This window comes from Afipia sp. Root123D2 (assembly GCF_001425835.1).
Taxonomy (GTDB): domain Bacteria; phylum Pseudomonadota; class Alphaproteobacteria; order Rhizobiales; family Xanthobacteraceae; genus Afipia.
Genome location: NZ_LMDP01000002.1, coordinates 118,601 through 145,328, shown reverse-complemented (window position 1 = coordinate 145,328; position 26,728 = coordinate 118,601). Strand labels below are relative to the sequence as shown.

The following is a 26,728-nucleotide window of genomic DNA, read 5'->3' as shown; positions in this document are numbered from 1 at the left end:
CTTCTGGAGGAGATGAACAATGCATAGAAGGCAATTTTTGACCACGACCGCAGGCGTCGCAGTTGGTGCCATGATCGGCGCTCCGGCAATCGCGCAAGCGAAAACCAAACTGCGGGTCGGCTATCTGCACACCGTCGCTGTGGATGGCCAGATCTGGACCGGCGTCGATCGCGGATCGTTCGACAAGCAGGGCCTCGAGCTTGAATTGCGTCAGTTCAACACCGGCCTCGAAATCTTCCAGGCCTTGATCGGGGGCAGCCTCGATGTGCTGGCCACCGGCGCGGTGCTTTCGAACTTCCCGGCACGCGGGCAGGGCAAGGTGTTCCTCATCAACGATATCGAGGTCGCGACCGCCCAGCTTTGGGTGCGCTCCGACCAGGGCATCAAGACCTTCGCCGATCTCAAGGGCAAGCGCATCGCGACCGCAACCGGCACCACCGCGCATGTCTTCCTCGACAAGGCATTGCGCGCCAACAAGGTTGATCCCAAGGAAGTCGAACTCGTCAACCAGAACATGTCGGCGGCGGTGACCGCGTTCATCTCCGGATCGGTTCCGGCGGTGGCGCTGTGGGTACCGTTCAACGTCACGGTGCGCGACAAGGTGCCGGGCGCGGTGAAACTCGCCGATGCGTCGGCTTACTATCCGCAGGCGGCGATCATCGGCGGCTGGGCAGCGCGCAACGATTACTATGGCGGCAATCAGGAGACGCTCGCCAAGCTGATCCGCGGCTGGGCCGAGGCTAACGACTACATCATCGCCAACAGCGGGCCGGCGATGGAGGCGCTACAGAAGAACCACTATCCGCAGACGCCGCTCAGCGACATCAACGAACAGTTCAAGGCGCAGAAGATGTTCTCGTCGAAGGACTGGAAGCGGATGTATTCGGACGGCACCGTGGCCAACTGGCTCCAGCAGTCCACCGACTTCTTCATGGCGAATGCCGGCGTCAAGGATTTCACGCCGGCCAAAACCTATTTCGATCCGAGCCTGTACCTGAAGACGGTGGCCTGAGGCGGCTGCATCTGTCCGGCCCGGCGTGTCACCACGCCGGGCCGATCAGGCGCCGACGATACGCCTTGAGGCGGCGTCCTGCGCCATTTTCCAAGAACATCAGATAAGAAGTTTGTTCCTGGCGGCAGAAATGCCCGCCAATAGCGAATTTCCGTGCGTTGATCTCCGCGAAGTCCCCGTCAGCCGCCATCCGGGACGCAAGTCCCGGATGGCGGCTTGCCGACTTGATACCCATAATCGGTTGGCGTAATTGAATACAATGATTCAATTCGCCATACGTCTCGAGCATAGTGGCGATTGAGACTCGGGGAGCGACGCTGTGCCGCGACTGACGGTGACGAAATCGGAGCTGATGCCGGAAGGAAGTGACGCGATCTTTCGCAAATTCATTCATGATTTTCTGGCCTTCAGCTCCCGCGTGGGCCAGTGCCGGGCGGGTTTTGGCGAGCGGCTGGGGATCTCGGGCATCGCTTATACGACGCTGATATCGATCGCTCATCTGCAGGGAGAGAAGGGCGTCGGCGTGAGCCGCATTGCCGAGCACCTCCATCTCTCGGGCGCTTTCGTCACGATCGAGGTGTCGAAGCTGGTCGAGGCGGATCTCGTCAAAAAGCGGGTCAACAAGAGCGACCGGCGCCGCGTTTTGCTGACGGTCACGCCAAAGGCGAGGCGGCTGCTCGACGAGCTTGTCACTGTGCAGGCCCCTGTCAACGACGCGCTTTTCGATTGCCTGAGCGCCGCCGAATTCCAGCAATTGTCGTCGATGATGGAGCGTCTTGTGCCCTGTGGCGACAAGGCGGCTTCGATGCTCGCTTTCACGGCGAAGTGGTCGAAAGCGCAGCCTGAGAAGGCAAAGGCAGCCGCCCCCGCGGACAAGCAGAAAAATAAAAAGCGCGCGGCTTGACCGCATTTCAATAATAGCTTTCTATCAAAGCAGTTATTGGGAACAGGACGGCCGTCGGCGCGACGGCCATGCGGGTGTGATCATGAGCGGCAATATCCAGGTTACCGTCCACGAGCGCGGCGGCTCTTCGGCTCGATCGTTTGAGATCAAGGATCTCGTGATCGCGGGCTGGACCGGGCGCGATCCTGTCGCGCGCGACAAGCATATTGCGGAGCTCGAGGAACTCGGAGTGCCGCGGCCGGCCTCGACGCCGATCTACTACCGTGTCGCCGCGAGCCGTCTCGTCACTGCGACGAGCATCGAAGCGAGCGGCGGCGAGTCGAGCGGCGAAGTGGAATTCGCGCTGATCCGGGCGGGCGGGAAGTCCTACGTCGGCGTCGGGTCGGATCACACCGACCGCAAGGTCGAGACCTACAACATCACCGTCTCGAAACAAATGTGTGACAAGCCCATCGCGCCGGAGGTCTGGCTCCTCGACGACGTTCTCCCGCATTGGGACAGCCTGGTGCTGCGCTCGTTTGCGACGATCGACGGCAAGCGCGAGCTTTATCAGGAAGGGACGCTCACCGGCATGTTGCCGCCGGCTGAATTGATCGAGCGCGGATTCGGCAAGGCGGGAATGCCGGACGGCACCCTGATGTTTGGCGGCACGTTTGCCGCCAAAGGCGGCATCCGCCCGGCGTCACGGTTCGACTACGAAATCGCCGATCCGGTCCTGAACCGCACCATCACGCACGGTTACGAGATCGTGTCGCTCCCGATCCTCGGCTAGGGATCGCCGTCACCGGGAAACCACACTCTCCACGGCGGAGGCGACAGCGAACAGTGTCGCGTCCTGGCCGTGCTCTTTCGCCAGCATGAGTCCGACAGGGGCGGCATTGTCGCCGCGCGCAATCGGCAGCGAAATCGCGCAACCATCGATCATGTTGATGAGTGTGCAGTTGCGCAGGGAGAGCAGGTTCAGGCGTCCGAATTCACCGTCGTCCACAAGGTCTTCCAGTCTGGGCGGCAGGATCGCGACCGTGGGCATCAGGACGGCATCATAAGGCGCGAACCGCTGCGTCGCGCCGGCGATCAGTGTGCGCCGTTGCGCGACAAGATCGAGATAGTCGGCGGCAGTTTGCTTTGCACCGCGCTGGATGCGCACCAGAACGCGCGGATCGTATTTCGCCGCTGCCTTCTCGATAAGTTCGCGGTGCCAGGCATAGCTTTCCGCTGCCGGAAATCCGCCTTTGGCATTGATTTCAGCGACCCGGCTGAATTCCGGGACCGCGATCCTGTCGATCCGGGCGCCTGCGTCGCTGAGGCGGGCGATGGCGGTGTCGAACGCGCTCGCAACGTCATCGTCGATGTCGTCGAACGCGACATTCGTGGCAACAGCGAAGCGCAAACGATTCAGCGCCGGCGCGTCACGGCGGGCAAGTGGTGTTCCCGATAGAATGGAATCCAGTGTTTCGCAGCAGGCGACGGACCGCGCGATAGGTCCGATCGAATCGAGCGACGTTGCCAGCGGCAGGCAACCGTCGAGCGGGACGCGCGCGGCTGTCGGCTTGAATCCGACCAGCCCCGTGAACGCCGCCGGAATCCGGCAGGAGCCGCCGGTGTCGGTGCCGATCGCTGCATGGGCCATCCCGTCGGTGACGGAAATGGCGGCGCCGGACGACGAGCCACCGGGCGCTCGGCCGGTTTTGCGATCCCAGGGATTGCGTGGCGTGTCGTAATGCGGGTTAAAGCCAAGGCCCGAGTATGCGAATTCGGACATGTTGGTTCGTCCGATCAGCACGAAGCCGGCTTGCCGCAAGCGGGCGACGATCGTGGCATCGGCGGTCGCGGCCGGTGCATTTTCCAGCGCTTTCGAACCGGCTCTGGTTTGCTGCCCGCGGATATCGAACAGATCCTTGATCGAAACCGGAATGCCGGCATAGGCGGAGGGGGCAGCACCGCTGCGGCGCAATTCATCCATCGCGGACGCCGAAGCGAGAGCGGCCTCCCGATCGAAAGCGATCATCGTGCGTGGGCCTTCGCCTGCCGGATCGGCAATGCGTTCGAGGCACGCTTCGACGAGTTGCCGGGATGTCGTGCGGCCGTTTGCAAGATCGTCGGCCAGCGATGCGAGGGTCGATGTGTGCTTCATTTTGTTTTCATTTCCGCGACTGCTTGAGTGCAACCTATAGCGACCACGCCCGCCTCGAACAACTTTGCCGCAGCCGATATTCTGGTTCTTGACAGGCAATGTCTCTCTCATATAGCTTTATAACAAAGCTATCAATAACGGGGGGAGGAATGGCCGAGACCGCAGATCAGAACTCCCGGGCGCTTCGGCGGGCGCTGGGCCAGTTTGCGACCGGCGTCGCCGTCATCACGGCGGAAGCGGCGGACGGCAGTGTCATCGGCCTGACGATGAGCTCGTTCAATTCCGTTTCGATGGATCCTCCACTCGTGTTGTTCTCGATCGACCGCAAGGCATTCAGCCTCGCGGCAATGTCGGAAGCGAAGGGCTATGCGGTCAACATTCTTGGTTCCGATCAAGAGCATCTATCGAACAAGTTCGCCAAGGCGCTCGGCGACAAATGGACCGCTGTCGAACACACGCTCGGATATTGCGCGGCGCCTTTGCTCGCGGGCGCTCTCGCGCATTTCGAATGTGAGCCGTACGCGCAGTATGACGGCGGCGATCACGTGATTTTCGTCGGCCGCGTCGTGCGATTCGCGGCCGAGACCACCAGCGACCCGCTGATCTTCTTTCGTGGCTCTTATCGCGGGCTCGCCAAACAGGAACGCAGCCCCCAGTGGCCGCTTCCAATGCACTACTGACATTCCGAAACGGAAACCGATCGAGGGAAGCAATGATTAAAACCGGTGCTCAGCATATCGCCAGTATTCGCGACGGTCGCGAGGTTTATCTCGACGGTCAGCGCGTGAGTGATCCGACGACGCATCCCGCCTATCGCTCCGCGATCGGTTCGATCGGAAAAATGTTCGATTTTCAGAGCGCGCCGGAAAATCGCGATCTGATGACCTTTGAGACCGAGACCGGGACGCGCGCCAACCGGATTTGGGAGTTGCCCAGCTCTTATGAAGCGCTCGTCAAGCGCCGCAAGGGTCTGGAAGCATGGACCGAACTGCACGCCGGCTTCATGGGGCGCGCGCCGGATCACGTCGCGTCCTGCATTGCCGGCATGTACATGGGTCTCGAGGTTTTCGAGGGGTATGATGCCGACCGTGCCCGTGCGCTGGCCGATTACTTTCGCTATGCGCGGGACAACGATCTTTATCTGACCTATGTGATCATCAATCCGCAAGCCGATCGCTCCAAGAGCGCGGCCCAGCAGGCCGATCCGTTTCTGTCCGCGGGCGTCGTCGATCGCGACGCCGAGGGCATCACCGTCCGCGGCGCGAAGATGCTCGCGACCGGCGGCATCATGGCGAATGAGGTGTTCGTGACCTGCATTCAGCCGCTGCAGCCCGGTGATGAGCGCTACGCGATCTCCTTCGCGGTGCCGATGAACATCAAGGGATTGAAGATCCTCTCGCGTAAATCCTACGAAGCTGCGGCGCCGTCGGTGTTCGACAATCCGCTGGCGAGCCGCTTCGACGAAAACGACGCCGTGCTCTATTTCGACGACGTGAAGGTGCCATGGGATCGCGTTTTCATCGTCGACAACATCGACATGTGCCAAAAGCAGTTTCATGCGACGCCTGCGCACGTCTATCAGAACTATCAGGCGATGATCCGCCTCTCGGTCAAGTTGCGTTTCCTCGCCGGCATTGCGTTGCGGACTGCCGAAACCAACGGCATTGTGGGCTTTCCGCAGGTGCGCGAAATGCTCGGCCAGGTGGCCGCAGAGGTCAGTATGGTGGAAGCGCTGGTGGTCGCGATGGAGACCAAGGGCCAGCAGCGGGGCGCTTACTTCGTGCCGGATCGCCAGATGCTGTACTCGGCGCAGGTGATCACGCAGCAGCTCTACGCCAAGATCAACAATGCGCTTCGCGAACTGGCTGGCGGCGGCATGATCATGCTGCCGTCGTCGGTGAAAGATTTCGAGAATCCGGAGCTCGCAAGGCTGATCGACAAAACGCAGCAATCGCCGGCGGCGAGCGCGGCCGACAAGGTGAAGTTCTACAAACTTGCGTGGGACGCCGTCGGATCGGAGTTCGCCTCACGCCATTCGCAGTATGAAATGTTCTTTGCGGGCGCGACCTTCGTTACGAAGGGACATGCGTTCCGCTCATATGACTGGAAGTCCGCATCTTCTTTGCTGGACCAGATGTTATCGAGCTACGATATCAACGATGAACTGGCGGGCGCCGGCAAGCCGTCCCGCTCCGTCGCTTAACCCGAGGAAAGTACAATGGCAGTCAATAAGGCTCACGACGAATTTCATGCTCTCGATATGTCGAGCGGATGGGAAACGCCGCCGGGATATCCCGCGGGTATTCAGCAAAAGATTCTGGCGGGCGCGCTGGACGAGGCCAACAAGCGGGGAACCCGCACGCGTATTCTGCGATTTGCACCGGGCGTCTACACGACGAAGCCTTTCGTGCACGAATACTGGGAAGAGGTTTTTCTGTTCTCGGGCGATCTCACGGTCGGCAACGACGAGAACGGCAACGGTGGTGAATCTTTCAAGCCGCACACCTATGCGTGCCGCCCGCCTGGCGCTTTCCACGGTCCGTTCAAATCCGAGAAGGGCTGCCTTTTGATGGAAATCCACTATTTCGATCCCGCGTAATCGCGCGGGGCTACCCTCCATGGTTGGCCCCGTCCGGATCTCGCGCGTCGTTGCTTCGGCGCGCGAGTCTTTCGGTCCGCCAGGTCGCGAGGCCAGACTTGACTACCTTTGGAGTTTAGCTATGATTTTTTTGTATTTTCGACTGCCAAAGGCAAGCATGTCAGCCTCGCTCGCCGGCATTTTTGGTAACGCTGAATTCGGAGAACCCCGAACATGATGCAGTCGAAGATTCTCGATACGAGCTTCCGCTCAGCGCTGTCTCGCATGGCAAAGAACAAGCGCCTGCTTGCCTATGACAAGCCGGTCGATCAGCACCTTGAAGCGACAGCCATTCTGAAGAAATTCGATGGACGCGAAGCGATCCTGTTCTCGGCGGTCAAGAACAACACGACGCCGGTGATCGGAAACCTGCTGAGCTCGAAGGAAAATTGCGAAGCGGCATTCGGACTCGATTTCAATGGCATCCGCGGTCTGATCCAGCGGGCCATGAATGCGCCGATCGAGCCCGTGCTGATGGACAAGGCCCCGGCCCAGGAAGTCGTGCTGAAAAGCGGCTTCGATATTGGCAGCTTATTGCCGGCCGCCTTCCACGCCCCAGGCGATGCCGGGCGTTACATCACGGCGGGCATCGTGGTGGTGAAGGATCCTGTGACGGGTGTCTACAACGCGTCCTATCATCGTTTGCAGATCATCGGGCCGGATCGTGTCGCCATCAAGCTCGACCTTGGCCGGCATCTGCGCGCCGCCTTCGAGCGCGCCCAGCAGAAGGGTGAGGATCTGCCGGTGGCGGTTTGCATCGGCACGGATATCGCCCTGCATTTCACGGCGGCGACGATGGGTTCGCAAATGCCGGAATCGGCGGACGAACTGGCGGTTGCGGGCGGCCTCGCGGGCAAGGCGCTCCCGGTTGTGAAGGGCGTCACGCAGGATCTTTTGATCCCGGCTGAAACCGAATTCGTTCTCGAAGGGAAGATCCTGGCGAACGAAGCCGTGCCGGAAGGGCCGTTTGGCGAATTCATCGGTTTCGCCGCGCCGGCCGCCGACGCACCGGTTCTGCAAATCACCGCCGTCACGCATCGCAAGAAGCCGATCTATCATATCATCAACGGCTTTGGGCGTGAGACGATCATGCTTCGGAAGTATGTGCTCGAAGCGAGCCTGCTCAAGGTTTTGCAGTCGGCGATTCCGAACGTTGTTGACGTCGAGATGACCGTCGGCGGTCTGCATCGCTTCCACGTGGTCATCCAGGTCAAAAAGACCAGCCGTCAGCACAACGGCCTGCAGCGTAACGCCATGCTTGCCGCTTTCGGTGCCCTGAAGGATCTCGATCTGGTGACCGTCGTCGATGACGACATCGATATCCGCGACGTTCATGATGTCGAATACGCGGTCGCGACCCGTATGGAAGCGTCGAGCGACCTCGTCATTATTCCTGCGGCAAGAGGCCACGAGTATGTGCGCGTCAGCAAGGACGGCATCCGCACGAAGTTGGGAATTGATGCGACGGTGCCGTTCGAAGATCAGGCGAAGTTCCGGCGCGTCGAGTTCGCGCCGACCGAGGTGAAGGAAACGGCATTCAACGCCGATCCCGCCACGGTGTTGAAGGTTCTGAACCTTTCCTGATCGATCGCTGAAATCCAGCAGAAAATAGAAGATTTTCCAAAGGGAGGGGTCCATGAAGAAAGTTACTCTTGCAGTTATTTCCATCGCAGCGCTGTTCTGCAGTGCTGCGTCCGCAGAAACCTGGCCGAGCAAGCCGATCAAGCTTGTCGTTCCTTACGCGCCGGGAGGCTATACCGACGGCGTATCGCGCATCACTGCGCGATTCATGGAGAAGGATCTCGGACAGACCGTCGTCGTCGAAAATCGCGCGGGTGGCGGCGGCATCGTCGGCACCGACTTCCTCTCGAAGTCGGCGAACGACGGTTACACGCTCTGCGTATGCAGCGTCGGGGCGGTTTCCGTCGCTCCGGTCGCTCAGAAAACGTCCTACGATCCGCTGAAGAGCTTCCGGCCCATCAGCATCGTCAGCACGATTCCGCAGACTGTCATCGTCAACCCGTCCCTGCCGATCAATTCGATCGAGGAACTGGTGTCCTACGCCAAGGCGAACCCCGGTAAGCTCAACTACGGCTCCAGCGGAGCAGGCGGATTGATGTACTTCTCCGTCGCGCTTTTCGAGGCCCGCACCGGAACCAAGATGGTCCACGTTCCGTTCAAGGGCGGAGCGCCGGCAACCGCGGCGGTCGTATCCGGCGAGGTCAATCTGACCTTCACCAATATGACGGACGCGCTGCCGCAGATGGAAGCAAAAACGGTGCGTGCGCTTGCGGTCACCTCGAAAGACCGCAGCGAGTTCACGCCGCAGTTGCCGACCATCGCCGAGAAGATTCTGCCGAATTATAATGTTGAATCCTGGAACGGCGTGATGGCCCCGGCCGGTACGCCGGAAGCGATCATTCAGAAGCTTTCGGCCACTTACAAGAAGATGGCCGCCGATCCTGAAGTGAAGAAGCAGATGGCAGTTCTTGGCGCGTCGACTGTGTTCACGACGCCGGATGAATATCAGGGGCGGATCAACGCGGAAGTTGAGCAGTGGAGGACGCTGCTCAAGGAGATTTCCGGCAAGAAGTAACGCGGCATCACGCGGCGTTGCTGTCAATCTCTCAATGATGCGCGGGGAAGTGGGCGAACCCACTTCGCCGCGCTGGAGGTAACGATGAAGCCGTTCGCCTGGCGGGGGAATACAGACTTCTATTCGGGGCTGTTGCTTGCGGGCATCGCCGTTTTTGCCCTCATTTATGTCCGTACGCTCGACATCGGAACAGTACATCAAATGGGGCCGGGCTATTTCCCGCTCGGTCTCTCGCTCATCCTGCTCGGCATGGGCCTTGTTCTGATCGTCAAGGGTGTTTTGTCCGGCGGACCGCCGGTCGAGACGGTCCATTTGAAGCCGCTGTTCTTCGTTCTGCTGTCCTTCGCTCTGTTCGGCGTGCTGATAGAACGCGCGGGGTTGATCTGCGCAATTCTCGCACAGGTGCTTGTCGCGCACTTCGGGTCGCGTGAAACGCGCCTTTCCCAGAGTCTCATTCTCGGCGTCGGGCTCGCGGCCGTATCGTCCGTGCTGTTCGTTTTGCTCCTCAAGATACCTGTCAGCTTGCTGCCATGATCGATATTTTCGCTTCACTAGGGCACGGGTTTGCGATCGCAGCGACCCCTGGAAACCTGCTTTTCTGTCTGATCGGCGCGGTCTGCGGCACGCTCATCGGCGTGCTTCCGGGATTGGGGCCGGTCGCGACGATCTCGCTGTTGCTGCCCGTGACGTTCGCGCTCGACCCTATCGGCGCGATCATCATGCTGTCGGGAATTTACTACGGCGCGCAATACGGCGGCTCGACAACCGCGATCCTCGTCAACATACCGGGTGAATCCACATCGGTCGTGACAGCGGTCGACGGCTACAAGATGGCACAGCAGGGCCGCGCCGGAGAGGCGCTGGCCGTTGCGGCGATCGGCTCTTTCATCGCCGGGTGTATCGGCACACTGGTGATCGCACTCGCGGGACCGCCGCTTGCGCTCATGACGCAACAGTTCGCATCGCCGGACTATTTCTCGCTCATGGTGCTCGGTCTCGTCTCGGCGGTCGTGCTGGCCAACGGTTCGATGTTCCAGGCCATCGCGATGATCTTCCTGGGGCTGCTCCTCGGAATGGTCGGGATGGACATCAATACCGGCCAGCCACGATTGACCATGGACCTGATCGAACTGTCCGATGGCATCAATTTCGTGGCGCTCGTGATGGGCCTGTTCGGCATCGCGGAGGTGATCGCGAACCTCGAACTGGTCTCATCGCGTATCGTCAATCATTCAACCATCAACAGCATTTGGCCCTCGATGAAAGTCCTGCGCGGGGCATGGGCTTCCGTGATGCGCGGTACGCTCATCGGGACGATCTTCGGCATCTTGCCGGGCGGCGGTGCAACGATTGCGGCATTCTCGGCTTATGCGCTGGAAAAACGCGTCGCGAAGGATCCGTCGCGCTTCGGCAACGGGGCAGTGGAGGGCGTTGCCGCGCCGGAGGCGGCCAACAACGCCGCTGCCCAGACGTCGTTCGTGCCGCTGCTCACGATGGGGATTCCGACCAGTGCAACGATGGCGCTGATGATCGGCGCTCTCACGCTGCATGGCATCGCGCCCGGTCCCATGGTGATCTCGCGCCAGCCCGATTTGTTCTGGGGCCTGATCGCAAGCATGTTCATCGGCAATGCCATGCTCGTCATCATCAACCTGCCGATGATCGGAATCTGGGTGAAGCTGTTGTCGGTGCCCTATCGGCTCCTCTATCTGATCATCCTGGTCGTCTGCGCGATCGGCGTGTTCTCGGTGAACAATTCGTCATTCGATATCTACATGACGGTCGGTTTCGCTCTGCTCGGCTATATCCTGCGAAAGCTCAACGCCGAGCCGGCGCCGCTTCTGATGGGGTTTGTGCTCGGTCCGATGCTCGAGGAGAACTTCCGTCGCAGCCTTATCACCGCGCACGGCAACACCATGGTGTTCTTCGAACGTCCGATCAGTCTCGCGCTGCTGATTATCAGCGCCGGGCTTCTGCTTTCCATTGCGTTGCCTTCGATCGTTCGCTGGCGCGGCGAAGTCTTCAAGGAAACCTGAGGCCTTCAAACAAACCTGGCTGATTTGGATCGACGTGCCGAGCCGCCGCGGCCTTCGGCGGCTTCAAACACTCGGGAATCGGCCGCGAGGGTGGCGCGTGGTCGCTCGATTTCTATTCCGAATGAAGACCGTCTGCACTTACGCAGCTTGAAGACAGGAACGGTTTAAAGAGATGGTATCGACTTCTCGTGTTATGCCGGCTGAGGCCCGAAACGGGGGCAATATTCTGGTTTCGGCGCTTCGCCTGAACGGCATCGACCGGATATTCGGCGTGCCGGGGGAAAGCGCGTTGCCGATTTTTGATGCGCTTTACGGCGACAACAATCCGATCCAGTTCGTGGTTTGCCGCCATGAGGCGACCGCCTCGCATATGGCCGAGGCGGACGGCAAGATGAGCGGCCGCCCCGGAATTTGCATCGTGAGCCGCGGGCCGGGTGCGGCGCATGCGATGATCGGTCTGCACACCGCCTATCAGGACTCGACGCCGATGATCCTGATTATCGGCCAGGTGCCGCGCGCGCATCGCGGCCGGGAAGCCTTTCAGGAATTGAACTACACGCGGGTTTTCGCCGATATGACCAAGTGGGTCGGCGAGATCGAGAGCGCCGATCTCATTTCTGAATATGTGAGCCGCGCCTTTCACATTGCAACGCAGGGCCGCCCTGGGCCCGTCGTTCTTTCGATTCCCGAGGACGTGCTGAGCGAGATGAGCGGTGTGAGCGACGCGGTGCCCGCTATCGCGGCGGAGACCGCACCTATGCCTGCGCAAATGCTGCAGGTTCGCTCCTTGCTGCAAGCCGCGAAACGTCCGCTCGCGATCGTCGGCAACCTCGGATGGACTGCGGAAGCAGCAGACCGTTTCAAGGAATTTGTCGCCAGGAGCGACATTCCCGTGATCGCCGGATTCCGTTCGCAGGACATTCTCGACAACCGCAGCGATCAGTATATCGGCGATCTCAGTCTGGGCGGGAGCGCCGCGTTGCGCGAGCGCGTCAAGAATGCCGATCTGTTGCTGGTGATCGGCGATCGTCTCGGCGACGTGACGACGAAGAGCTATACGCTGCTCGACGCTCCGGTCCCGAAGCAAACGCTGATTCACGTTTTCCCGGGCGCGGAGGAACTGGGGCGGGTTTACACGCCGACGCTTGCGATCCAGTCAAAATCGTCGCACTTCGCCGACGCACTGGCAGACATCGAGCCGCTCGACAGCAGCGCCTGGCGGCAGTGGCGCGAAGAGTGCAGGGCTGCCTTCGTCAATTATCAGAGCAACCCGCCGAAGGCTGCCGGTTTCGATCTTTCACAGGTCATTCGCTTTCTTGCCGAACGTTTGCCGGACGATGCGATCGTCACCAACGGTGCCGGCAATTATTCGATCTGGCTCCACCGTTTCTATCGTTACCGGAAACTCGGCACTCAAATTGCTCCGAAGTCCGGCGTTATGGGATACGGCCTGCCGGCCGCGATCGCGGCCAAGCTGCGCCACCCCGGCCGCGATGTCGTGTGTCTCGCCGGCGATGGTTGTTTCACCATGGCCTCGCCGGAATTCGCCACCGCGGTTCAACGCAACCTGCCGATCGTGGTGATCATCGTGAACAACGGCATGTACGGCTCGATCCGTATGCATCAGGAAATCCATTTTCCGGGGCGGCCGAGCGGAACGATGCTTCTCAATGCGGATTTCGCGCTGCTCGCGCAATCCTATGGCGCGCACGGCGAAGCCATCGAGCGTGACGAGGATTTTCCGGCTGCTTTCGAGCGCGCGGTGAAGGCCCGTAAGCCGGCAATTATCGAATTGCGCGTGAACGCCAATCAACTCACGCCGGATCGCGTCTTGTGAGCAGCCAGCCGCGCAAATCCGGGCCAGGCGCGGCCTTGACGGCTCCGGGCATTCTGGTGTGAGTCGCTGAGGACGAAGATATGGACCACAGACCATGCAGCCTCTTCAGAAGCGGCTAATCGTTGGAATAAGCGGCGCTTCCGGCGCCGTGTACGGCGTGCGGTTGCTGGAGGTGCTGAAGGATTCCGGCATTCAGACCCATCTCGTGATGTCCAGGGCCGCCAGGATCACGCTCGCGACCGAGACCAGCTATAAGGTGAGCGATGTCGAGCGGCTCGCAGCCGTCGTTCATTCCAACGAAGACATCGGCGCGGCGTGTGCGAGCGGCTCCTTCCATACGCTCGGGATGGTCATCGCGCCTTGCTCGGTGAAGACGATGTCGGAAATCGCGACAGGCGTCACCGGGCACCTGATTTCACGCGCAGCCGACGTCGCCTTGAAGGAGCGCCGTCGCGTCGTGTTGCTGTTGCGCGAGACGCCGCTGCATCTCGGTCATATCCGCTCAATGGCGGCGGTTACGGAAGCCGGCGCGGTTGTGTTTCCGCCGGTGCCGGCTTTCTACGCCCGCCCGGCATCGCTTGAGGAAATGGTCGACCACACGATCGGCCGTGTTCTCGATCTTTTCGATATCGACGCGGGCCTTGTCCGCCGATGGACGGGAGAGCGTTCGCGTCCGAAAGCGAAAGCGGACGAATAACGCCTCAGTCGTTTTCCAGGATTGAGCAGGAACGCATGGATCAACCCTTCGAACTCGATAATCCGTTCTGGCAGTTTTCCCTGAAAGTCTATGCCGCGCCCGGTGTTGCGCAGGAATGCCTGCTGCTGCAGGACGAGTCAGGCGTCGACGTGAACATGCTGCTCTATTGTGGCTGGCGTGGTGCTGAGGCGGATGTTCTCTCGGCTGCGACGATCGCGCATTTGAACGAGGCCGTACGCGCATGGCGCGCGGATGTTATTGGTCCTTTGCGGGCGGTTCGTCGAAGCTTGAAGGGCATGGCGTCGCTCGACCAGGCGGTTATCAAGGATCTTCGGGGAAAAGTTCAAAGCACGGAAATCTTCGCCGAGCAGGTCGAGCAGGCGATTCTGTTTGGCCAAACGGCTCCGGATTATCTGCGCAGCGACAAGCCTGCCGAGGCAATCGACGCCAATCTGAATTTGTATTTGAGCAGCCACGGCCAAACCGCGGCCGCGGCACCCGCTTTCAGGTCGGCTGTTCTTGCAATGGACGCCAAATCCTAGACGAGCAAAATCCTGGACAAGGCCGCTGCTTCGGGCTTTTTCACGTCGGAGGTTTTGAAGCAACGTCCGATGTCACTTTGACCGGGCTACGTCAGGACACGTGATGAGCCGTCGGGCATGCGGAAACTGAACGCAAGGTGCGGCTCGGCACTCTGTTTCACCTCCGCCAGATGTCCGGCGCCGAGTTCGTTGAGCGCGGCCCGCAGTTCTTCCGAATGTGGGTGATGCAGGATCACCTGTTCCAGCACTGGCCCGAGGAACGCCATTGCGTTGGCCGGCGGCGGCCCTTCCGACCATTGGATCAGCGACGGAAAGCATCCGTCGAATGCCGTCATCCCGCTCTCCGGCACGGTGATACGCCAGGAGCGTGCACCGCGTGACATCGCCAGGATTTCTCCGAGGTCGACGCGGCTTGCCGCATGCGCAGCGGCGACGTCCGGTGTGCTGAGCACCCAGCTCACCGGCCGCGGGCGCTCTGCCAGTTTCCTGGCCTGACGCGCGTCGTCCATTCCGAACCATCGTGCGCGGCGTGGCCGGATGCCCGCCGGATCGATTGCGAGCAGCTCCAGAAAAACACCGTCACCGACCCGCAGCACATGGTTGTGGGTGCCCATGTCGGCGTGTTGGCTGCCGGGCGGGGCGTCGATTCCCAATTGCTGGCGAAGATAGGCCGTGCCTTGAGGCAGGTCGGCGGCGCCGACGGTGACGTGGTCAAGCTGAAGCATCGGGCTTCCTTTAGATGGGTCAGCGGAAATGACCTATTGACATAACAATATATCATATGGTGACGTAAAGGCATGAAAGTTCCGATCCCAAAATATTTTCTCATTCGCTCGGTGCTGGAATCCCGCATGGAGCGGACGTTCGCCGTTGGCGACCGGCTTCCGTCAGAAGCTGAGTTGGGGAAGGAGTTCGAGGTCAGCCGCATCACCGTGCAGCAAGCCCTGACCCTGATGGAGCGGGACGGACTGGTCAGGCGCGAGCGGGGGCGCGGCACCTTCTATCTCGGGCCTCGCGTGCGTCGTCAGGATGTCGAGCCGAACCAGCTCCTCCAGTCGCTGATCAGGAGCCAGCCGAGTGGCTCGGCGCGGGTGATTTCGACACGGGTGATGCAGGCCTCGCCGCTGGTCGCGGCTCGCCTGAATCTCGAGAAGGACGCGCCGGTCGTTTCCGTCGAACGCGTCGGCATGATCGGCGACGAGCCGATCCTGTACATCTACGCCTATCTCCCCGTCGATGTCGGGCAGAAGCTGCTGGAAGACGAAAGTCTGATGACGCGCTTCACCCTCGGCGAACTCGTGAACGATCTTTGTGGGGTCGTGATTGGTTCGGTGGTGCAAACGATCGCGGCGACGCTCGCGGATACCACATATGCCAAGCATCTGGGCGTCGAGATCGGTTCGCCGGTTCTCGAAGGCGAGCGCACATACTGCGACGAAAACGGTCGTCCCGTCGTTTTCAGCGACGCGTTCTATCGCGCCGATCGCCATCGTTTCGTCGTCAACGTCGAAAGTCAGCCGGCTGGAGCCGGATCCAAATCATCATCCAAGAAACGTCAGACATGGAGGGTTGCATGAACCGAATTTTAGTTGCGCTCCTATTTTCAGCTGCTTTGTCAGTTCCCGCGTCCGCGCAGGCGCCACAGGGGTCCGTGACTGTCATTAATCCATTCACGGTCGGTGGTCTTACCGACCTGACGGTTCGCTTCATCGTCAACAAGATGCAGTCCAAATTTCCCGCAGGCATCGCGGTGTTGAATCGCACCGGCGGCGGCGGCTCGATCGGTGTCACTGAAATCGTTCAGGCCAAGCCGGACGGAACGACGATCGGCATTGCGCCTACCGCGGCCCTGGTGGATCAGCCGCAGATGAACAATCTGCCGTACAAGACGCCGGATGATTTCGAGCCGATCGTCAACACGATCACGTACTATCAGTTTCTTGCCGTTCGCGGCGATGCGCCGTGGAAGACCATCAAGGAGCTGATCGACGCGGCTCGCGCCAAGCCAGACTCGCTCCGCTTCGCTAGTTCCGGCATCGGTACCGCGGCGCACATGAATCTCGCGCAGCTTGCGGACACGAGCAAGGCGAAATTCGTCCACGTGCCGTTCTCGGGATGGTCTGAAGGCAGCGCCGCGCTGCTGGGCGGGCACGTTGACGCGCTGACAATCAATCCGGGAGAAGGGCGGCAGCTGGCGAACAGCGGCCGCATCAAGATCCTGGCTATTTTCGCGCCGACGCGAAGCCGGTTCTATCCGGATGTGCCGACGTTCAAGGAAGTCGGCTACGACGCCGGCGTGAGCTTGAGCTTCGTGTTCCTGGCTCCGAAGGGCATTCCCGACGGGACCAAGACCTACATCCATGATGCCATCAAGACCGTGTTGCTCGACAAGTCCTTCCAGGACTTCGCGCACTCCAGAGAGGTCGATGTCAATTATCTCGATGGGCCGGCCGCGAAGGCGATGCTGATGAAGGAGTATCATGCGCACTCCGACCTGCTCGGTGCGCTCGGTTTGAAGGCAAAATGACATGCATCGGCGTGCGTTCAGCCTGAGTGTTGCGGCTCTGGGGGCGGTCTATCTCTGGCTGGCGCTTCAATTGCCGCTGCACACACTGAATGGCCCGGGCGCCGGATTCTTTCCGATTGTGATCGGTGCGGCGCTCGTGGTCTGCGGCATCGTGGCGAGCCTCCGGCCGGGAGGATTGGTCGCGGGAGAGGTCATTCGTGACGGCTCCCGCGGGAAAATCCTCACGGTTTTTGCCGGGATGATGCTGTTCTGTCTGCTGCTCCCGCGCCTCGGATACATCATCAGCGGGGCGCTGATCATGTTGGCCGCGCTGAAGCAGTTCAATGTGTCGTGGAAGGCTGCGGTGGCGATCTCGGTCGTGAGCGCACTCGCAACCTACGGCCTGTTCGTCACAGTACTTGGCTTGCAGCTCCCGCGCGGCAGCTGGCTCAGTTTGTGATGTTGGTTTGCTCGTAGAAGCAGGGATCTAGGGCGACAATTATGAACCATCTGCTGGACGGACTGGCACTCGGATTCTCGGTCGCGCTGACGCCGATGAATATCTATGCCTGTCTCCTCGGCGTCGCGTTAGGGTCTCTCGTCGGTGTGCTTCCCGGAATCGGGCCGAACGCCGGCATGGCCTTGCTGATTCCGCTGACATTCACGATGCAGCCGGATGCTGCGATCATCATGCTCGCCGGAATCTATTACGGCTCGATGTATGGCGGCTCGACCACGGCGATCCTGGTCAACGTGCCGGGGGAAGCCGCATCGGTCATGACGGCGGTCGATGGCTATCAGATGGCGAAGAAGGGCAGGGCGGGGCCTGCGCTCGCGATCTCCGCAATCGGCTCCTTTGTCGCCGGAACGCTGGGAATTTTGGGAATTGTCCTCGTCGGACCATGGCTCGCGGAATTTGCGCTGAGCTTCGGACCGCCGGAATATTTCGCGGTTGCCGCTGCGGGACTTTTCTTTTTGTGCGGCCTGGCCGGAAATTCCATGACCATTGCCGCACTCATGGTGGCGGTGGGACTGGCGATATCGACCGTCGGGATCGATCCTGTCAGCGGCTCACAACGCTTCACGCTGGGCTTTACCAACCTCGCGCAAGGCCTCGACCTCATCCCTGTCATCATGGGGCTGTATGGAATCGCCGAAGTGCTGTCGATGATCGAGGAAGGTGTCGAAAAGCCCCGGCTGGAGACGGTGAGGTTCCGTGACCTCGTGCCTTCACTGACGGAATTCCGTCAATCGACGTGGCCGATCATTCGAGGATCGGTGATGGGATTCTTCGTCGGCCTGATACCGGGGCCTGCGACCGTGATGTCCTCGTTCATGTCGTACCGGCTGGAAAAAGCCCTGTCATCGACGCCCGAACGATTTGGACACGGAGCCATCGAGGGCGTGGCCGGCCCCGAGAGCGCGAACAATTCGGCGACGGCCGGCGCAATGGTTCCGATGTTTTCGCTCGGCATCGCGTTCTCGCCAGCGACAGCCATGCTGCTTGCCGCACTCGTGATCCACGGCGTTCAGCCCGGCCCGCTGTTCGTCGTCCAGTCTCCGGAAATCTTCTGGGGCGTCATTGCCAGCATGTATGTCGGGAATGTGCTCCTGCTGATCCTCAATCTTCCGCTGGTGCACATCTTCGTTTCGCTGCTGAAGCTTCCGCAGCATGTGCTGGCATCGCTCGTTCTGCTGTTCTGTCTCGTCGGCGTCTATTCGCTGAACAACAGCATTTTCGATGTCTGGGTCATGATCGTCATGGGTGCCGTAGGGTTCCTGCTTCGAAAACTCATGATCGACCCGTCGCCGCTCGTGATCGCCGTTGTTCTCGGCCCCATCATGGAAAAATCGCTCAGGCAGTCGATTTTCATGGCGAACGGCGATGCGATGTATCTGCTCAACCGTCCCGTCAGCATTGCAATCGTTGCTGCCGTTGTCGTCGTCGTCATCATCAATCTGCTGTTCAAGGCAAGTCAGGCCCGCAAGGCGGCGCTGGCCGCCGGCGATCGCCAGATCGGCCGTTGATCTACATATCCCTGAAGACATCCTGGAGAAGAAAATGCCTAAAATGAAGGGTTTGCGACAGATCTCTTACCTCGATTGCATCGGGGGTGGTCAGGTCTACGTCCAGGGCAACTACGCCTATATCGCTCACATGGATTCGCCCGCGGGCACATCCATCGTCGATATCAGCGATCCGGCAAATCCGAAGCAGGTTGCGCATATCGCGATTCCGCCGGGCGTGCACAGCCACAAGGTCCGCGTCGAGAACGACTTGATGCTGGTGAACTGGGAATGTCCGCCGCCATACATCCTCGACGAGAATTTCCAGGGCGGACTTGCGATCTATGACGTCTCTGATCCGCGTAATCCGAAACAGATCTGTTTCTGGAAAACAGCCGGCACCGGCGTGCATCGCTTCGATTTCGACGGCCGCTACGCGTACATCACGCCTGAAGTGGAAGGCTATCACCTCAACATCGCGATGATTCTCGATCTCGAGAATCCGACCAAGCCGCGTGAAGTCGGGCGCTGGTGGATGCCGGGCCAGTGGGTGGACGGAGGAGAAACTCCCGACGAAGGCAACCGGATGACCTGGTGCCATCAAATCCTTCGCAGGGATAACCGGCTCTATATCGGCTATTGGCACGCGGGCATGGCGATCGTCGACATCGAGGATATGAGCAAGCCGAAACTCGTTTCCCGCCTTGATTATTGCTCGGTCTATGCTCACCCCTGTCATACGGTGCTGCCGATTCCGTTTGAGGTCGCCGGCCGCAAGCTCGCCGTCGTCGCTGACGAGGACGTCCGCAAGAGGCGGCCGTCGCCGCCGCCGTTCCTCTGGATCGTCGATATCACCGACGAGCAGCATCCGACTCCGGTTTCGACGTATCAGATCGAGGGGCTGGAGAACATTAACATGCCGGAGTTCACCGGCTGTCACCAGCCGGCCGAGCAGGTCTACAGCACCGAGATTCCGGTCGCATGGTTCGCGCACGGGTTGCGCGTGGTCGATATCAAGAACCCGCACGCGCCGAAGGAAGTGGCCTACTTCGTTCCGGACACGCCGCAGGGCTTCGATCGGCCGCAGACCAACGACGTTTTTCTGACGCGCGAAGGTCATATGTATCTGATCGACCGCAACAAGGGCATGCACATTCTCGAGCGAACGTAACGGACCGGGGTGTTGGCGGTCGTTGATGGTGGCTCGCGTGCATGGCACGCGGCCGGTTCTGAGTTTGTCGATGTCAGGAGTCGAAAATGAATGCGCCCATGGAAAGTTCGAACGTTTCTCGCGAAGCGATCGACCTGTTGAAGAAGCTCGGCGCTGTGCCGCCGTTTGCGGCGCAGGGAGGCGTGGTTGCACGGTCGCCGATTGACGGCCTGACGATCGGTCATCTGCCGGAAGCCAGCGCCGATGATATGCGCAAGACGATCGAGCAGGCGCATGCCGCTTATCTGACATGGCGCAGCGTTCCGGCGCCGCGTCGCGGTGAACTGGTGCGCCTTCTCGGCGAGGAGCTGCGCCGTTCCAAGGACGACCTCGGCCGTCTGGTGACGATCGAGACCGGCAAGATTCTCTCCGAGGGACTCGGCGAAGTGCAGGAGATGATCGATATCTGCGATTTCGCCGTCGGATTATCGCGGCAGCTCTATGGCCTCACCATTGCCACCGAGCGGCCGGGCCATCGCATGATGGAGACCTGGCATCCGGCCGGCGTCTGCGGAATCGTAACGGCCTTCAATTTTCCGGTTGCGGTCTGGTGCTGGAACGCAGCTCTCGCCCTCGTGTGCGGCGATTCCGTCGTCTGGAAGCCGTCGGAGAAATCGCCGCTGACGGCCTATGCGGTGCAGGCCGTGATGGAGCGCGCGCTGGCGCGGTTTGGCGATGCACCGGCCGGGCTTGCCGGACTCGTTCAGGGCGGCCGGGCCGTCGGCGAGGTTCTTGTCGATCACCCGAAAGTCGCGATCGTATCCGCCACCGGTTCGACGCGTATGGGCCGGGAAGTGGGGCCGCGGGTCGCAGCGCGCTTCGGCCGTTCCATTCTCGAGTTGGGCGGCAACAACGCGGCGATCGTCACGCCGTCCGCCAATCAGGATCTCGCGCTGCGCGGCATCGCGTTCTCGGCGATCGGTACGGCAGGACAGCGGTGCACCTCGCTGCGGCGGCTGTTCGTTCACGACAGTATCGCGGATGGCTTCGTCGCCAAGCTGCGCAACGTTTACGCGTCGGTTGCGATCGGCGATCCCTCCCAGCCATCGACCCTGATCGGCCCGTTGATCGACGCCGCCGCCTATCAGGCGATGGAGAAAGCGCTGACCGAGGCGAAGGCGCTCGGCGGCAAGGTTCACGGCGGCGGACGCATCGACCGTGCCCTGCCATCGGCGTACTACGTGGCGCCGGCGCTGGTTGAGATGCCACAACAGCAAGGGCCGGTCCTGCATGAGACTTTCGCACCGATCCTCTATGTCATGCGCTATCGCGACCTGACCGAGGTGATCGCTCTGCACAACGGCGTGCCGCAGGGGCTGGCATCGTCGATCTTCACGACCGACATTGAGGAAGCGGAAACCTTCATGTCGGCGGCAGGGTCCGATTGCGGCATCGTCAACGTCAACATCGGTCCGTCCGGTGCCGAGATCGGCGGCGCGTTCGGCGGCGAAAAGGAAACAGGAGGCGGTCGCGAATCCGGATCGGATGCGTGGAAGGGCTACATGCGCCGGGCGACCAACACGATCAACTATTCGCGTAACCTGCCGCTCGCGCAGGGCGTCAAGTTCGACGTCGGATAAGGATGCGGTGATGAATGCATCGATCATCCTCGACGCCGGGTTTCGTGCTGCGCCCCGGATTTCGGCCATCGAGGTTTCCGAAATTCTCAGGATCACCAATCATGCGAACGCCCTGAAGAGCCAGGGACAGGACGTGGTGGTGCTGGGCGCGGGAGAGCCGGATTTCGATACGCCCGACGCGATCAAGGTTGCCGCGATATCCGCCATCGAGCGGGGCGACACCAAATACACTGTGCTCGACGGCAGCCGGGCGATGAAACAGGCCGTCCAGCAAAAGTTCGAAGCCGAAAACGGACTGAAGTTCGCGCTCGACGAGATCACGGTTGGCGCAGGAGCCAAGCAGATCATCTTCAATGCGTTCATGGCGACGCTGCAGGATGGTGATGAAGTGATCGTCGCCGCTCCGTTCTGGACGACCTATGCCGACGTCATTGCCATCTGCGGCGGCAAGACCGTCGTCGTCAAGACGACGGAGAAGGACGGCTTTCGTTTGACGCCGGAAGCGCTCGCAGCGGCGATCACGCCGCGCACGCGCTGGCTTCTTCTGAACTCGCCATCGAATCCCTCGGGGGCGGCCTATGATGCCGAGGCGCTCGATAAACTTGCTGCGGTTCTCAAGCGCCATCCCCAGGTTTGGCTGATGGCCGACGATATTTACGAGCACATTCTCTATGACGACGCGGTCTTCGCCACGCCGCGTCAGGTCGCTCCGCATCTTGCGAACCGCATCCTCACCGTCAACGGCGTATCCAAGGCCTACGCCATGACCGGCTGGCGCGTGGGATATGGCGCCGGCCCCAAGGCCTTGATCGCAGCGATGGCGATCGTTCAAAGCCAGAGCACGTCGTGTCCGTCGTCGGTCAGCCAGGCCGCCGCTGCGGCCGCGCTGTTGGGGCCGCTGGATATCGTTCGCGAGCGTTGTCGCGAATTTCAACGGCGGCGGGATTTCGTTGTCGCGGCCTTGATTACCACCGATGGGTTGGCTTGCCGGACTCCGGAGGGCGCATTCTATGCCTATGTGAATTGTGCCGGTTTGCTGGGGCGTGCCACGCCGCAGGGTCACCGTCTGACCAGCGACATCGATGTCTGCCGTTATCTGCTGGACAGCGTCGGCGTGGCGGTCGTGCCCGGAACCTGCTTCGGGCTGGCGCCGTACTTCCGGCTCTCCTACGCGACCTCGGCGGCGGTACTCGAGGATGCCTGCAAACGAATTGCGCGCGCCTGCGCGCTGCTGCAATAGAAATAATGGCGAGCTTTTTGCCAATCTCAGCGACAGGTGCCGAATGAAGATGTCCGATAGATCACGCGTGCGCAGTGGAGCGCGCATCCTCGTCGACGCGCTGAAGGATCACGGCGTCGAGATCAGCTTCGGCGTTCCCGGAGAAAGCTATCTCGCGGTGCTCGATGCAATGATCGATAGCTCGATCGAGTTCGTGACCTGCCGTCAGGAGGGCGGCGCGGCGATGATGGCGGAAGCTGTCGGAAAGCTGACCGGCAAGCCGGGAATTTGCTTTGTGACACGAGGGCCGGGCGCCACCAACGCGTCGGCCGGGATCCACGTCGCCAAGCAGGACTCAACGCCGATGATCTTGTTCGTCGGCCAGATCGATTCTGATTTTCGCTATCGCGAGGCTTTTCAGGAAGTCGACTATCATGCGTTCTTTGGTTCGATGACCAAGCTTGTCATCGAGATCGATAACGCGGCCCGTATCCCTGAGTTGGTGGCGCGGGCGTTTCGTGTCGCGACGCAAGGACGCCCGGGGCCGGTCGTCGTGGCGTTGCCGGAAAACATGCTGACCGCCGAAGTGACCGTTGCCGATGCACCTGTGTCGGAGCCCGCCGCTCCGCATCCGGGTGAGACCGACATGGCGACCCTTGGCCGGATGCTCGAGAAAGCCGAGCGGCCTGTTGTCGTGGTTGGCGGAAGCCGCTGGTCGGAATCGGCGGTTTCCTATCTGATCGACGTTGCCGAAACGCTGGATCTTCCGGTCATCACGTCGTTTCGCCGGCAGATGCTGTTTCCGGCCCATCACCGATGCTACGGCGGCCATCTCGGGATCGGCCCCAATCCAAAACTGCTGCAACGGATTCGCGAGTCGGATCTCGTGATCCTGATCGGCGGGCGTCTCGGCGAGATGCCGAGCCAAAGCTACGGTCTGTTCGATATTCCGCAGCCGCAAATGCCGTTCGTCCACATCCACCCGGATGCCGACGAGCTTGGCAAGGTGTATCAGCCCGTCCTCGCGGTTCAAGCGACGCCGGAAACCTTTGTCTCCGCCCTTCACCGTTTGGCGCGGCAGCAGAAGGCCCACACCGCCCAGGGCTGGACCAACGCGTTGCACGCGGAGGATGAGGTCTGGACCGAGACGCCTGGTGAAAATCCCGGCGAGGTTCAGATGGGCGAAATCGTGACGTGGCTTCGCGGGAATTTGCCGCCGGATGCGATTCTGACGAATGGTGCGGGTAATTATGCCGGATGGTTGCATCGTTACTATCGCTTCGGCCGTTACGGCAGCCAGCTTGCTCCGAACTCGGGCTCGATGGGGTATAGCGTGCCGGCCGCGATCGCGGCCAAGCTTGTGCGCAAGACGTCGACGGTGGTGGCGTTCGCCGGCGATGGCTGCTTCCAGATGACGTGTCAGGAACTGGGCACGGCCGTTCAGCACGACGCAGCCGTTATCATCATCGTGGTGGACAACGGAATCTATGGTACGATCCGTATGCATCAGGAGCGCGAGTATCCGGCGCGTGTATTCGGGACGTCGATGGTGAATCCGGACTTTGCTGCATTGGCCAGGGCCTACGGCGCGCATGCCGAAACCGTGACGGCGACGGCGGAGTTCGGGTCGGCTTTCGAGCGTTCGCGAGCGTCAGGAAAAGTGGCCCTCATTCATGTCAAACTTGATCCCGAGGCGATTTCGCCCACGACCACCTTGTCCACGCTGCGGGCGCGTTCGATGGCTTCCTGAATCGGCACGAGGCGACGATGTGCGGCTTCCATGATTTTCCGGATGGCAATTTCTTCAGGCGGGCCAGGCCGCCTTCGGCGGCGCTGATCGCCCGGACGAGACTGGTCGAGAAATCGATGACGGGGGACTCTGTGCCGGACGAGGCATGGGAGACATTCTTTACGCCGGTTTGCGGAGCGATCGATCTGCGGCATTTCGAGCGGATGTTCAAAAGCCGGCAAACCGCCTTGGCCTTTCTGTTCATGCAGTCGAAGGCCCGGCCCAGCCTGCGCGAGAAGCCGAAGTTCGTCTGCGCAACCGACGATCTTTGAAGGCGGTTCATCCGCGATTTTCGACATCAGCTTATTTTGACGCCTGAGTGAGCCCGGCGCGCCGGGATTCTCGACCCAGCCATTCGGCAATTCATCTACAACAGACCCGTCAAAGCTGATATCAACGCCATCATAGAGGCTGATGTTGTCGGCTTCCTTACCGGGATGATGCGACTGGCGCCTGGCGAAACAGAAGAATTTCGACTGCGCGGCGTCGCGCCTCAATCTTTCAAAGACCTAGCTAGAAGGAACGGATCCATGGTCAATCGACTGCAGTTCTATATCGACGGTGCCTGGGTGGATCCTGTCACCAAGAAAACGACGCCGGTCGTCAATCCTGCCACCGAAGAGCCGATGTACGACGTGGCGTTGGGATCAAAAGCCGACGTCGACAAGGCCGTTGCCGCGGCCCAGCGGGCGTTCGTGACATTCTCCCAGACCAGCCGCGAGGAGCGCGTGGCGCTGCTGACGAAGGTCATCGAGGTCTATAAGGGACGCATGAAAGACATCGGCGCCGCAGTCTCCGATGAGATGGGCGCGCCGCTGCCGTTCGCCGAGAAATTCCAGGCCGGCGCCGGTCTCGGCCATATCATGTCCACGCTCGAGGTGCTGAAGAACTACCAGTTCGAAGAACCTCTGGGATCCGCGATGGTCGTTCGTGAGCCGGTCGGCGTCATCGGCATGATCACGCCGTGGAACTGGCCGCTCAACCAGATCGCCTGCAAGGTCGCGCCTGCGCTTGCCGCCGGATGCACCATGATCCTGAAGCCATCGGAGTTCACGCCGAGTTCGGCCTTGATCTTCGCTGAAATCCTGCATGAAGCCGGTGTGCCAAAAGGCGTGTTCAATCTGATCAACGGCCTTGGCCCCGAGGTCGGCGCCGCGATGAGCGAGCATCCGGGCATCGACATGATTTCCTTCACCGGCTCGACGCGGGCCGGCATCGACGTGGCCAAGCGTGCCGCGCCGACCGTGAAGCGCGTCAGCCAGGAACTGGGCGGGAAATCGCCGAACGTCATCCTCGAGGACGCCGATCTCAACAAGGCGGTCGCGGGCGGCGTTGCGCACATGTTCAACAACTCCGGCCAGTCGTGTAACGCGCCGTCGCGGATGATCGTGCCGCTGTCGAAGATGAAGGAAGTCGCCGCCATTGCCAGGGGCGTTGCCGAGAAGACCAGGGCCGGCGATCCGCGCGCCGAAGGCACCAACATCGGTCCGGTGGTCAACCGCACGCAGTGGGACAAGATTCAGGGTCTGATCCAGAAAGGCATCGACGAGGGCGCGACACTCGTCGCAGGTGGTCCCGGCCTGCCGGAGGGCGTCAACAAAGGCTTTTACGTGCGCCCGACGATCTTCGCCGATGTTACCGACAAGATGACCATCGCCAACGAGGAAATCTTCGGGCCGGTGCTGGTCATCATGGGCGCCAAGGACGAGGACGAGGCGGTCAAGATCGCCAACGACACGCCGTACGGATTGGCGGGCTACGTGTCGGCAGGCACCGTGGAACGCGCGCGCAAGGTCGGCCGCCAGATCCGCGCGGGTAACGTCAATCTCAATGGCGTCCCCAATGAGCGCACGGCGCCGTTCGGCGGCTACAAGCAATCCGGCAACGGACGCGAGTGGGGCAAGTTCGGCCTTGAGGAATATCTCGAGGTCAAGGCCATCGCAGGCTTCAACGCAGCCTGATCCGGTTGGCGGAAACTCTCACCGGCCGGGCCAAAAGCCCGGCCGGATCGTTTGATAGGT

The 26,728-nt window shown here is 60.9% G+C and carries 26 protein-coding genes and 1 pseudogene; 23 read left to right on the top strand and 4 right to left on the bottom strand.

Annotated elements, in window-relative coordinates; all coding sequences use genetic code 11:
* Positions 1-19 precede the first annotated feature (19 nt).
* Positions 20-1,012: an ABC transporter substrate-binding protein gene (locus ASC80_RS09850; RefSeq protein WP_056296193.1), complete on the top strand. Its 993-nt coding sequence runs from the start codon at positions 20-22 to the stop codon at positions 1,010-1,012.
* Positions 1,013-1,040: 28 nt separating this feature from the next.
* On the opposite strand, the gene ASC80_RS09845 is transcribed toward ASC80_RS09850, so the two are convergent.
* The gene (locus tag ASC80_RS09845) at positions 1,041-1,301 is read right to left on the bottom strand and encodes a hypothetical protein (protein WP_156464340.1); all 261 of its coding nucleotides are present in this window, start codon (positions 1,299-1,301) and stop codon (positions 1,041-1,043) included.
* A 30-nt stretch (positions 1,302-1,331) separates the two neighbouring features.
* Between ASC80_RS09845 and ASC80_RS09840 the strand changes: the two genes are divergently transcribed.
* The gene (locus ASC80_RS09840; protein WP_056296188.1) at positions 1,332-1,916 is read left to right on the top strand and encodes a MarR family winged helix-turn-helix transcriptional regulator; all 585 of its coding nucleotides are present in this window, start codon (positions 1,332-1,334) and stop codon (positions 1,914-1,916) included.
* 82 nt (positions 1,917-1,998) lie between these two features.
* Complete coding sequence (locus ASC80_RS09835; protein ID WP_082512496.1) at positions 1,999-2,688, top strand: DUF2848 domain-containing protein; 690 nt, start codon at positions 1,999-2,001, stop codon at positions 2,686-2,688.
* A 9-nt stretch (positions 2,689-2,697) separates the two neighbouring features.
* Here ASC80_RS09835 and ASC80_RS09830 read toward each other — a convergent pair whose 3' ends face one another.
* Positions 2,698-4,050: an amidase gene (locus ASC80_RS09830; protein WP_056296187.1), complete on the bottom strand. Its 1,353-nt coding sequence runs from the start codon at positions 4,048-4,050 to the stop codon at positions 2,698-2,700.
* 149 nt (positions 4,051-4,199) lie between these two features.
* Here ASC80_RS09830 and ASC80_RS09825 point away from each other — a divergent pair, with 149 nt between their 5' ends.
* The 11 genes and pseudogenes from ASC80_RS09825 to ASC80_RS09780 all read left to right on the top strand — a co-directional run bounded on the left by ASC80_RS09825 (position 4,200) and on the right by ASC80_RS09780 (position 14,396).
* Entirely contained in the window at positions 4,200-4,730 is a 531-nt protein-coding gene (locus ASC80_RS09825; protein WP_056296182.1) for a flavin reductase family protein, read from the top strand.
* Between the two features lie 32 nt (positions 4,731-4,762).
* Positions 4,763-6,253, top strand: a complete 1,491-nt coding sequence (locus tag ASC80_RS09820) for a 4-hydroxyphenylacetate 3-hydroxylase family protein (protein ID WP_056296181.1) — start codon at positions 4,763-4,765, stop codon at positions 6,251-6,253.
* A 15-nt stretch (positions 6,254-6,268) separates the two neighbouring features.
* Positions 6,269-6,649 (top strand): cupin domain-containing protein, encoded by a 381-nt coding sequence (locus tag ASC80_RS09815; protein ID WP_056296178.1) that lies wholly within the window; start codon positions 6,269-6,271, stop codon positions 6,647-6,649.
* Positions 6,650-6,862: 213 nt separating this feature from the next.
* Entirely contained in the window at positions 6,863-8,272 is a 1,410-nt protein-coding gene (locus ASC80_RS09810; protein ID WP_056296174.1) for a UbiD family decarboxylase, read from the top strand.
* A 52-nt stretch (positions 8,273-8,324) separates the two neighbouring features.
* Entirely contained in the window at positions 8,325-9,284 is a 960-nt protein-coding gene (locus tag ASC80_RS09805) for a Bug family tripartite tricarboxylate transporter substrate binding protein (RefSeq protein WP_056296172.1), read from the top strand.
* Positions 9,285-9,368: 84 nt separating this feature from the next.
* Positions 9,369-9,818 (top strand): tripartite tricarboxylate transporter TctB family protein, encoded by a 450-nt coding sequence (locus tag ASC80_RS09800; protein ID WP_056296169.1) that lies wholly within the window; start codon positions 9,369-9,371, stop codon positions 9,816-9,818.
* Positions 9,815-11,320 carry a tripartite tricarboxylate transporter permease gene (locus tag ASC80_RS09795; RefSeq protein ID WP_156464339.1) on the top strand — a complete coding sequence of 502 codons (1,506 nt, stop codon included), beginning with the start codon at positions 9,815-9,817 and terminating at the stop codon, positions 11,318-11,320. The genes ASC80_RS09800 and ASC80_RS09795 overlap by 4 nt, the downstream gene beginning before the upstream one ends.
* A gap of 50 nt (positions 11,321-11,370) precedes the next feature.
* Positions 11,371-11,445 (top strand): annotated as a pseudogene (locus ASC80_RS24755) (aldehyde dehydrogenase family protein); the annotation flags it as partial.
* Between the two features lie 68 nt (positions 11,446-11,513).
* A complete protein-coding gene (locus tag ASC80_RS09790; RefSeq protein WP_056296166.1) occupies positions 11,514-13,157 on the top strand; it encodes a thiamine pyrophosphate-binding protein in 1,644 nt (547 codons plus the stop codon).
* Positions 13,158-13,251: 94 nt separating this feature from the next.
* Positions 13,252-13,854 (top strand): UbiX family flavin prenyltransferase, encoded by a 603-nt coding sequence (locus ASC80_RS09785; RefSeq protein WP_056296163.1) that lies wholly within the window; start codon positions 13,252-13,254, stop codon positions 13,852-13,854.
* Between the two features lie 35 nt (positions 13,855-13,889).
* A complete protein-coding gene (locus ASC80_RS09780) occupies positions 13,890-14,396 on the top strand; it encodes a TIGR02444 family protein (RefSeq protein ID WP_056296161.1) in 507 nt (168 codons plus the stop codon).
* Between the two features lie 86 nt (positions 14,397-14,482).
* Here ASC80_RS09780 and ASC80_RS09775 read toward each other — a convergent pair whose 3' ends face one another.
* The gene (locus ASC80_RS09775; RefSeq protein WP_056296158.1) at positions 14,483-15,121 is read right to left on the bottom strand and encodes a VOC family protein; all 639 of its coding nucleotides are present in this window, start codon (positions 15,119-15,121) and stop codon (positions 14,483-14,485) included.
* Between the two features lie 72 nt (positions 15,122-15,193).
* Here ASC80_RS09775 and ASC80_RS09770 point away from each other — a divergent pair, with 72 nt between their 5' ends.
* The 8 genes from ASC80_RS09770 to ASC80_RS09735 all read left to right on the top strand — a co-directional run bounded on the left by ASC80_RS09770 (position 15,194) and on the right by ASC80_RS09735 (position 24,668).
* Positions 15,194-15,973: a GntR family transcriptional regulator gene (locus tag ASC80_RS09770; RefSeq protein WP_056296154.1), complete on the top strand. Its 780-nt coding sequence runs from the start codon at positions 15,194-15,196 to the stop codon at positions 15,971-15,973.
* 74 nt (positions 15,974-16,047) lie between these two features.
* Complete coding sequence (locus tag ASC80_RS09765; protein WP_200941178.1) at positions 16,048-16,923, top strand: tripartite tricarboxylate transporter substrate binding protein; 876 nt, start codon at positions 16,048-16,050, stop codon at positions 16,921-16,923.
* A gap of 1 nt (position 16,924) precedes the next feature.
* The gene (locus ASC80_RS09760; protein ID WP_056296148.1) at positions 16,925-17,362 is read left to right on the top strand and encodes a tripartite tricarboxylate transporter TctB family protein; all 438 of its coding nucleotides are present in this window, start codon (positions 16,925-16,927) and stop codon (positions 17,360-17,362) included.
* Positions 17,363-17,403: 41 nt separating this feature from the next.
* Positions 17,404-18,930: a tripartite tricarboxylate transporter permease gene (locus ASC80_RS09755; RefSeq protein ID WP_056296145.1), complete on the top strand. Its 1,527-nt coding sequence runs from the start codon at positions 17,404-17,406 to the stop codon at positions 18,928-18,930.
* Between the two features lie 34 nt (positions 18,931-18,964).
* A complete protein-coding gene (locus tag ASC80_RS09750) occupies positions 18,965-20,080 on the top strand; it encodes an LVIVD repeat-containing protein (RefSeq protein ID WP_056296142.1) in 1,116 nt (371 codons plus the stop codon).
* A gap of 86 nt (positions 20,081-20,166) precedes the next feature.
* A complete protein-coding gene (amaB, locus tag ASC80_RS09745) occupies positions 20,167-21,699 on the top strand; it encodes an L-piperidine-6-carboxylate dehydrogenase (RefSeq protein WP_056296141.1) in 1,533 nt (510 codons plus the stop codon).
* Positions 21,700-21,709: 10 nt separating this feature from the next.
* Positions 21,710-22,939, top strand: coding sequence for a pyridoxal phosphate-dependent aminotransferase (locus tag ASC80_RS09740; RefSeq protein WP_056296138.1), 1,230 nt, complete (start codon positions 21,710-21,712; stop codon positions 22,937-22,939).
* A gap of 43 nt (positions 22,940-22,982) precedes the next feature.
* On the top strand, positions 22,983-24,668 hold the full coding sequence (locus ASC80_RS09735; RefSeq protein ID WP_502690951.1) for a thiamine pyrophosphate-binding protein: 1,686 nt from the start codon (positions 22,983-22,985) through the stop codon (positions 24,666-24,668).
* On the opposite strand, the gene ASC80_RS23665 is transcribed toward ASC80_RS09735, so the two are convergent.
* The gene (locus ASC80_RS23665; protein WP_156464338.1) at positions 24,590-25,204 is read right to left on the bottom strand and encodes a hypothetical protein; all 615 of its coding nucleotides are present in this window, start codon (positions 25,202-25,204) and stop codon (positions 24,590-24,592) included. The genes ASC80_RS09735 and ASC80_RS23665 overlap by 79 nt on opposite strands.
* 33 nt (positions 25,205-25,237) lie before the next feature.
* On the opposite strand from ASC80_RS23665, the gene ASC80_RS09725 reads away from it, so the two are divergent.
* Positions 25,238-26,668 (top strand): aldehyde dehydrogenase family protein, encoded by a 1,431-nt coding sequence (locus tag ASC80_RS09725; RefSeq protein WP_056296135.1) that lies wholly within the window; start codon positions 25,238-25,240, stop codon positions 26,666-26,668.
* The last annotated feature ends 60 nt before the right edge of the window (positions 26,669-26,728 follow it).

Bases quoted from the DNA above. Each gene is read 5' to 3' on its own strand.
- amaB (WP_056296141.1), top strand. From the start codon at position 20,167: ATGAATGCGCCCATGGAAAGTTCGAACGTTTCTCGCGAAGCGATCGAC.
- ASC80_RS09795 (WP_156464339.1), top strand. From the start codon at position 9,815: ATGATCGATATTTTCGCTTCACTAGGGCACGGGTTTGCGATCGCAGCG.
- ASC80_RS09820 (WP_056296181.1), top strand. From the start codon at position 4,763: ATGATTAAAACCGGTGCTCAGCATATCGCCAGTATTCGCGACGGTCGC.
- ASC80_RS09800 (WP_056296169.1), top strand. From the start codon at position 9,369: ATGAAGCCGTTCGCCTGGCGGGGGAATACAGACTTCTATTCGGGGCTG.
- ASC80_RS09735 (WP_502690951.1), top strand. From the start codon at position 22,983: ATGAAGATGTCCGATAGATCACGCGTGCGCAGTGGAGCGCGCATCCTC.
- ASC80_RS09750 (WP_056296142.1), top strand. From the start codon at position 18,965: ATGCCTAAAATGAAGGGTTTGCGACAGATCTCTTACCTCGATTGCATC.
- ASC80_RS09825 (WP_056296182.1), top strand. From the start codon at position 4,200: ATGGCCGAGACCGCAGATCAGAACTCCCGGGCGCTTCGGCGGGCGCTG.
- ASC80_RS09810 (WP_056296174.1), top strand. From the start codon at position 6,863: ATGATGCAGTCGAAGATTCTCGATACGAGCTTCCGCTCAGCGCTGTCT.
- ASC80_RS09790 (WP_056296166.1), top strand. From the start codon at position 11,514: ATGCCGGCTGAGGCCCGAAACGGGGGCAATATTCTGGTTTCGGCGCTT.
- ASC80_RS09780 (WP_056296161.1), top strand. From the start codon at position 13,890: ATGGATCAACCCTTCGAACTCGATAATCCGTTCTGGCAGTTTTCCCTG.
- ASC80_RS09740 (WP_056296138.1), top strand. From the start codon at position 21,710: ATGAATGCATCGATCATCCTCGACGCCGGGTTTCGTGCTGCGCCCCGG.
- ASC80_RS09850 (WP_056296193.1), top strand. From the start codon at position 20: ATGCATAGAAGGCAATTTTTGACCACGACCGCAGGCGTCGCAGTTGGT.
- ASC80_RS09845 (WP_156464340.1), bottom strand. From the start codon at position 1,301: ATGCTCGAGACGTATGGCGAATTGAATCATTGTATTCAATTACGCCAA.
- ASC80_RS09725 (WP_056296135.1), top strand. From the start codon at position 25,238: ATGGTCAATCGACTGCAGTTCTATATCGACGGTGCCTGGGTGGATCCT.
- ASC80_RS09775 (WP_056296158.1), bottom strand. From the start codon at position 15,121: ATGCTTCAGCTTGACCACGTCACCGTCGGCGCCGCCGACCTGCCTCAA.
- ASC80_RS09830 (WP_056296187.1), bottom strand. From the start codon at position 4,050: ATGAAGCACACATCGACCCTCGCATCGCTGGCCGACGATCTTGCAAAC.
- ASC80_RS09755 (WP_056296145.1), top strand. From the start codon at position 17,404: ATGAACCATCTGCTGGACGGACTGGCACTCGGATTCTCGGTCGCGCTG.
- ASC80_RS09760 (WP_056296148.1), top strand. From the start codon at position 16,925: ATGCATCGGCGTGCGTTCAGCCTGAGTGTTGCGGCTCTGGGGGCGGTC.
- ASC80_RS09805 (WP_056296172.1), top strand. From the start codon at position 8,325: ATGAAGAAAGTTACTCTTGCAGTTATTTCCATCGCAGCGCTGTTCTGC.
- ASC80_RS09835 (WP_082512496.1), top strand. From the start codon at position 1,999: ATGAGCGGCAATATCCAGGTTACCGTCCACGAGCGCGGCGGCTCTTCG.
- ASC80_RS09770 (WP_056296154.1), top strand. From the start codon at position 15,194: ATGAAAGTTCCGATCCCAAAATATTTTCTCATTCGCTCGGTGCTGGAA.
- ASC80_RS09785 (WP_056296163.1), top strand. From the start codon at position 13,252: ATGCAGCCTCTTCAGAAGCGGCTAATCGTTGGAATAAGCGGCGCTTCC.
- ASC80_RS09815 (WP_056296178.1), top strand. From the start codon at position 6,269: ATGGCAGTCAATAAGGCTCACGACGAATTTCATGCTCTCGATATGTCG.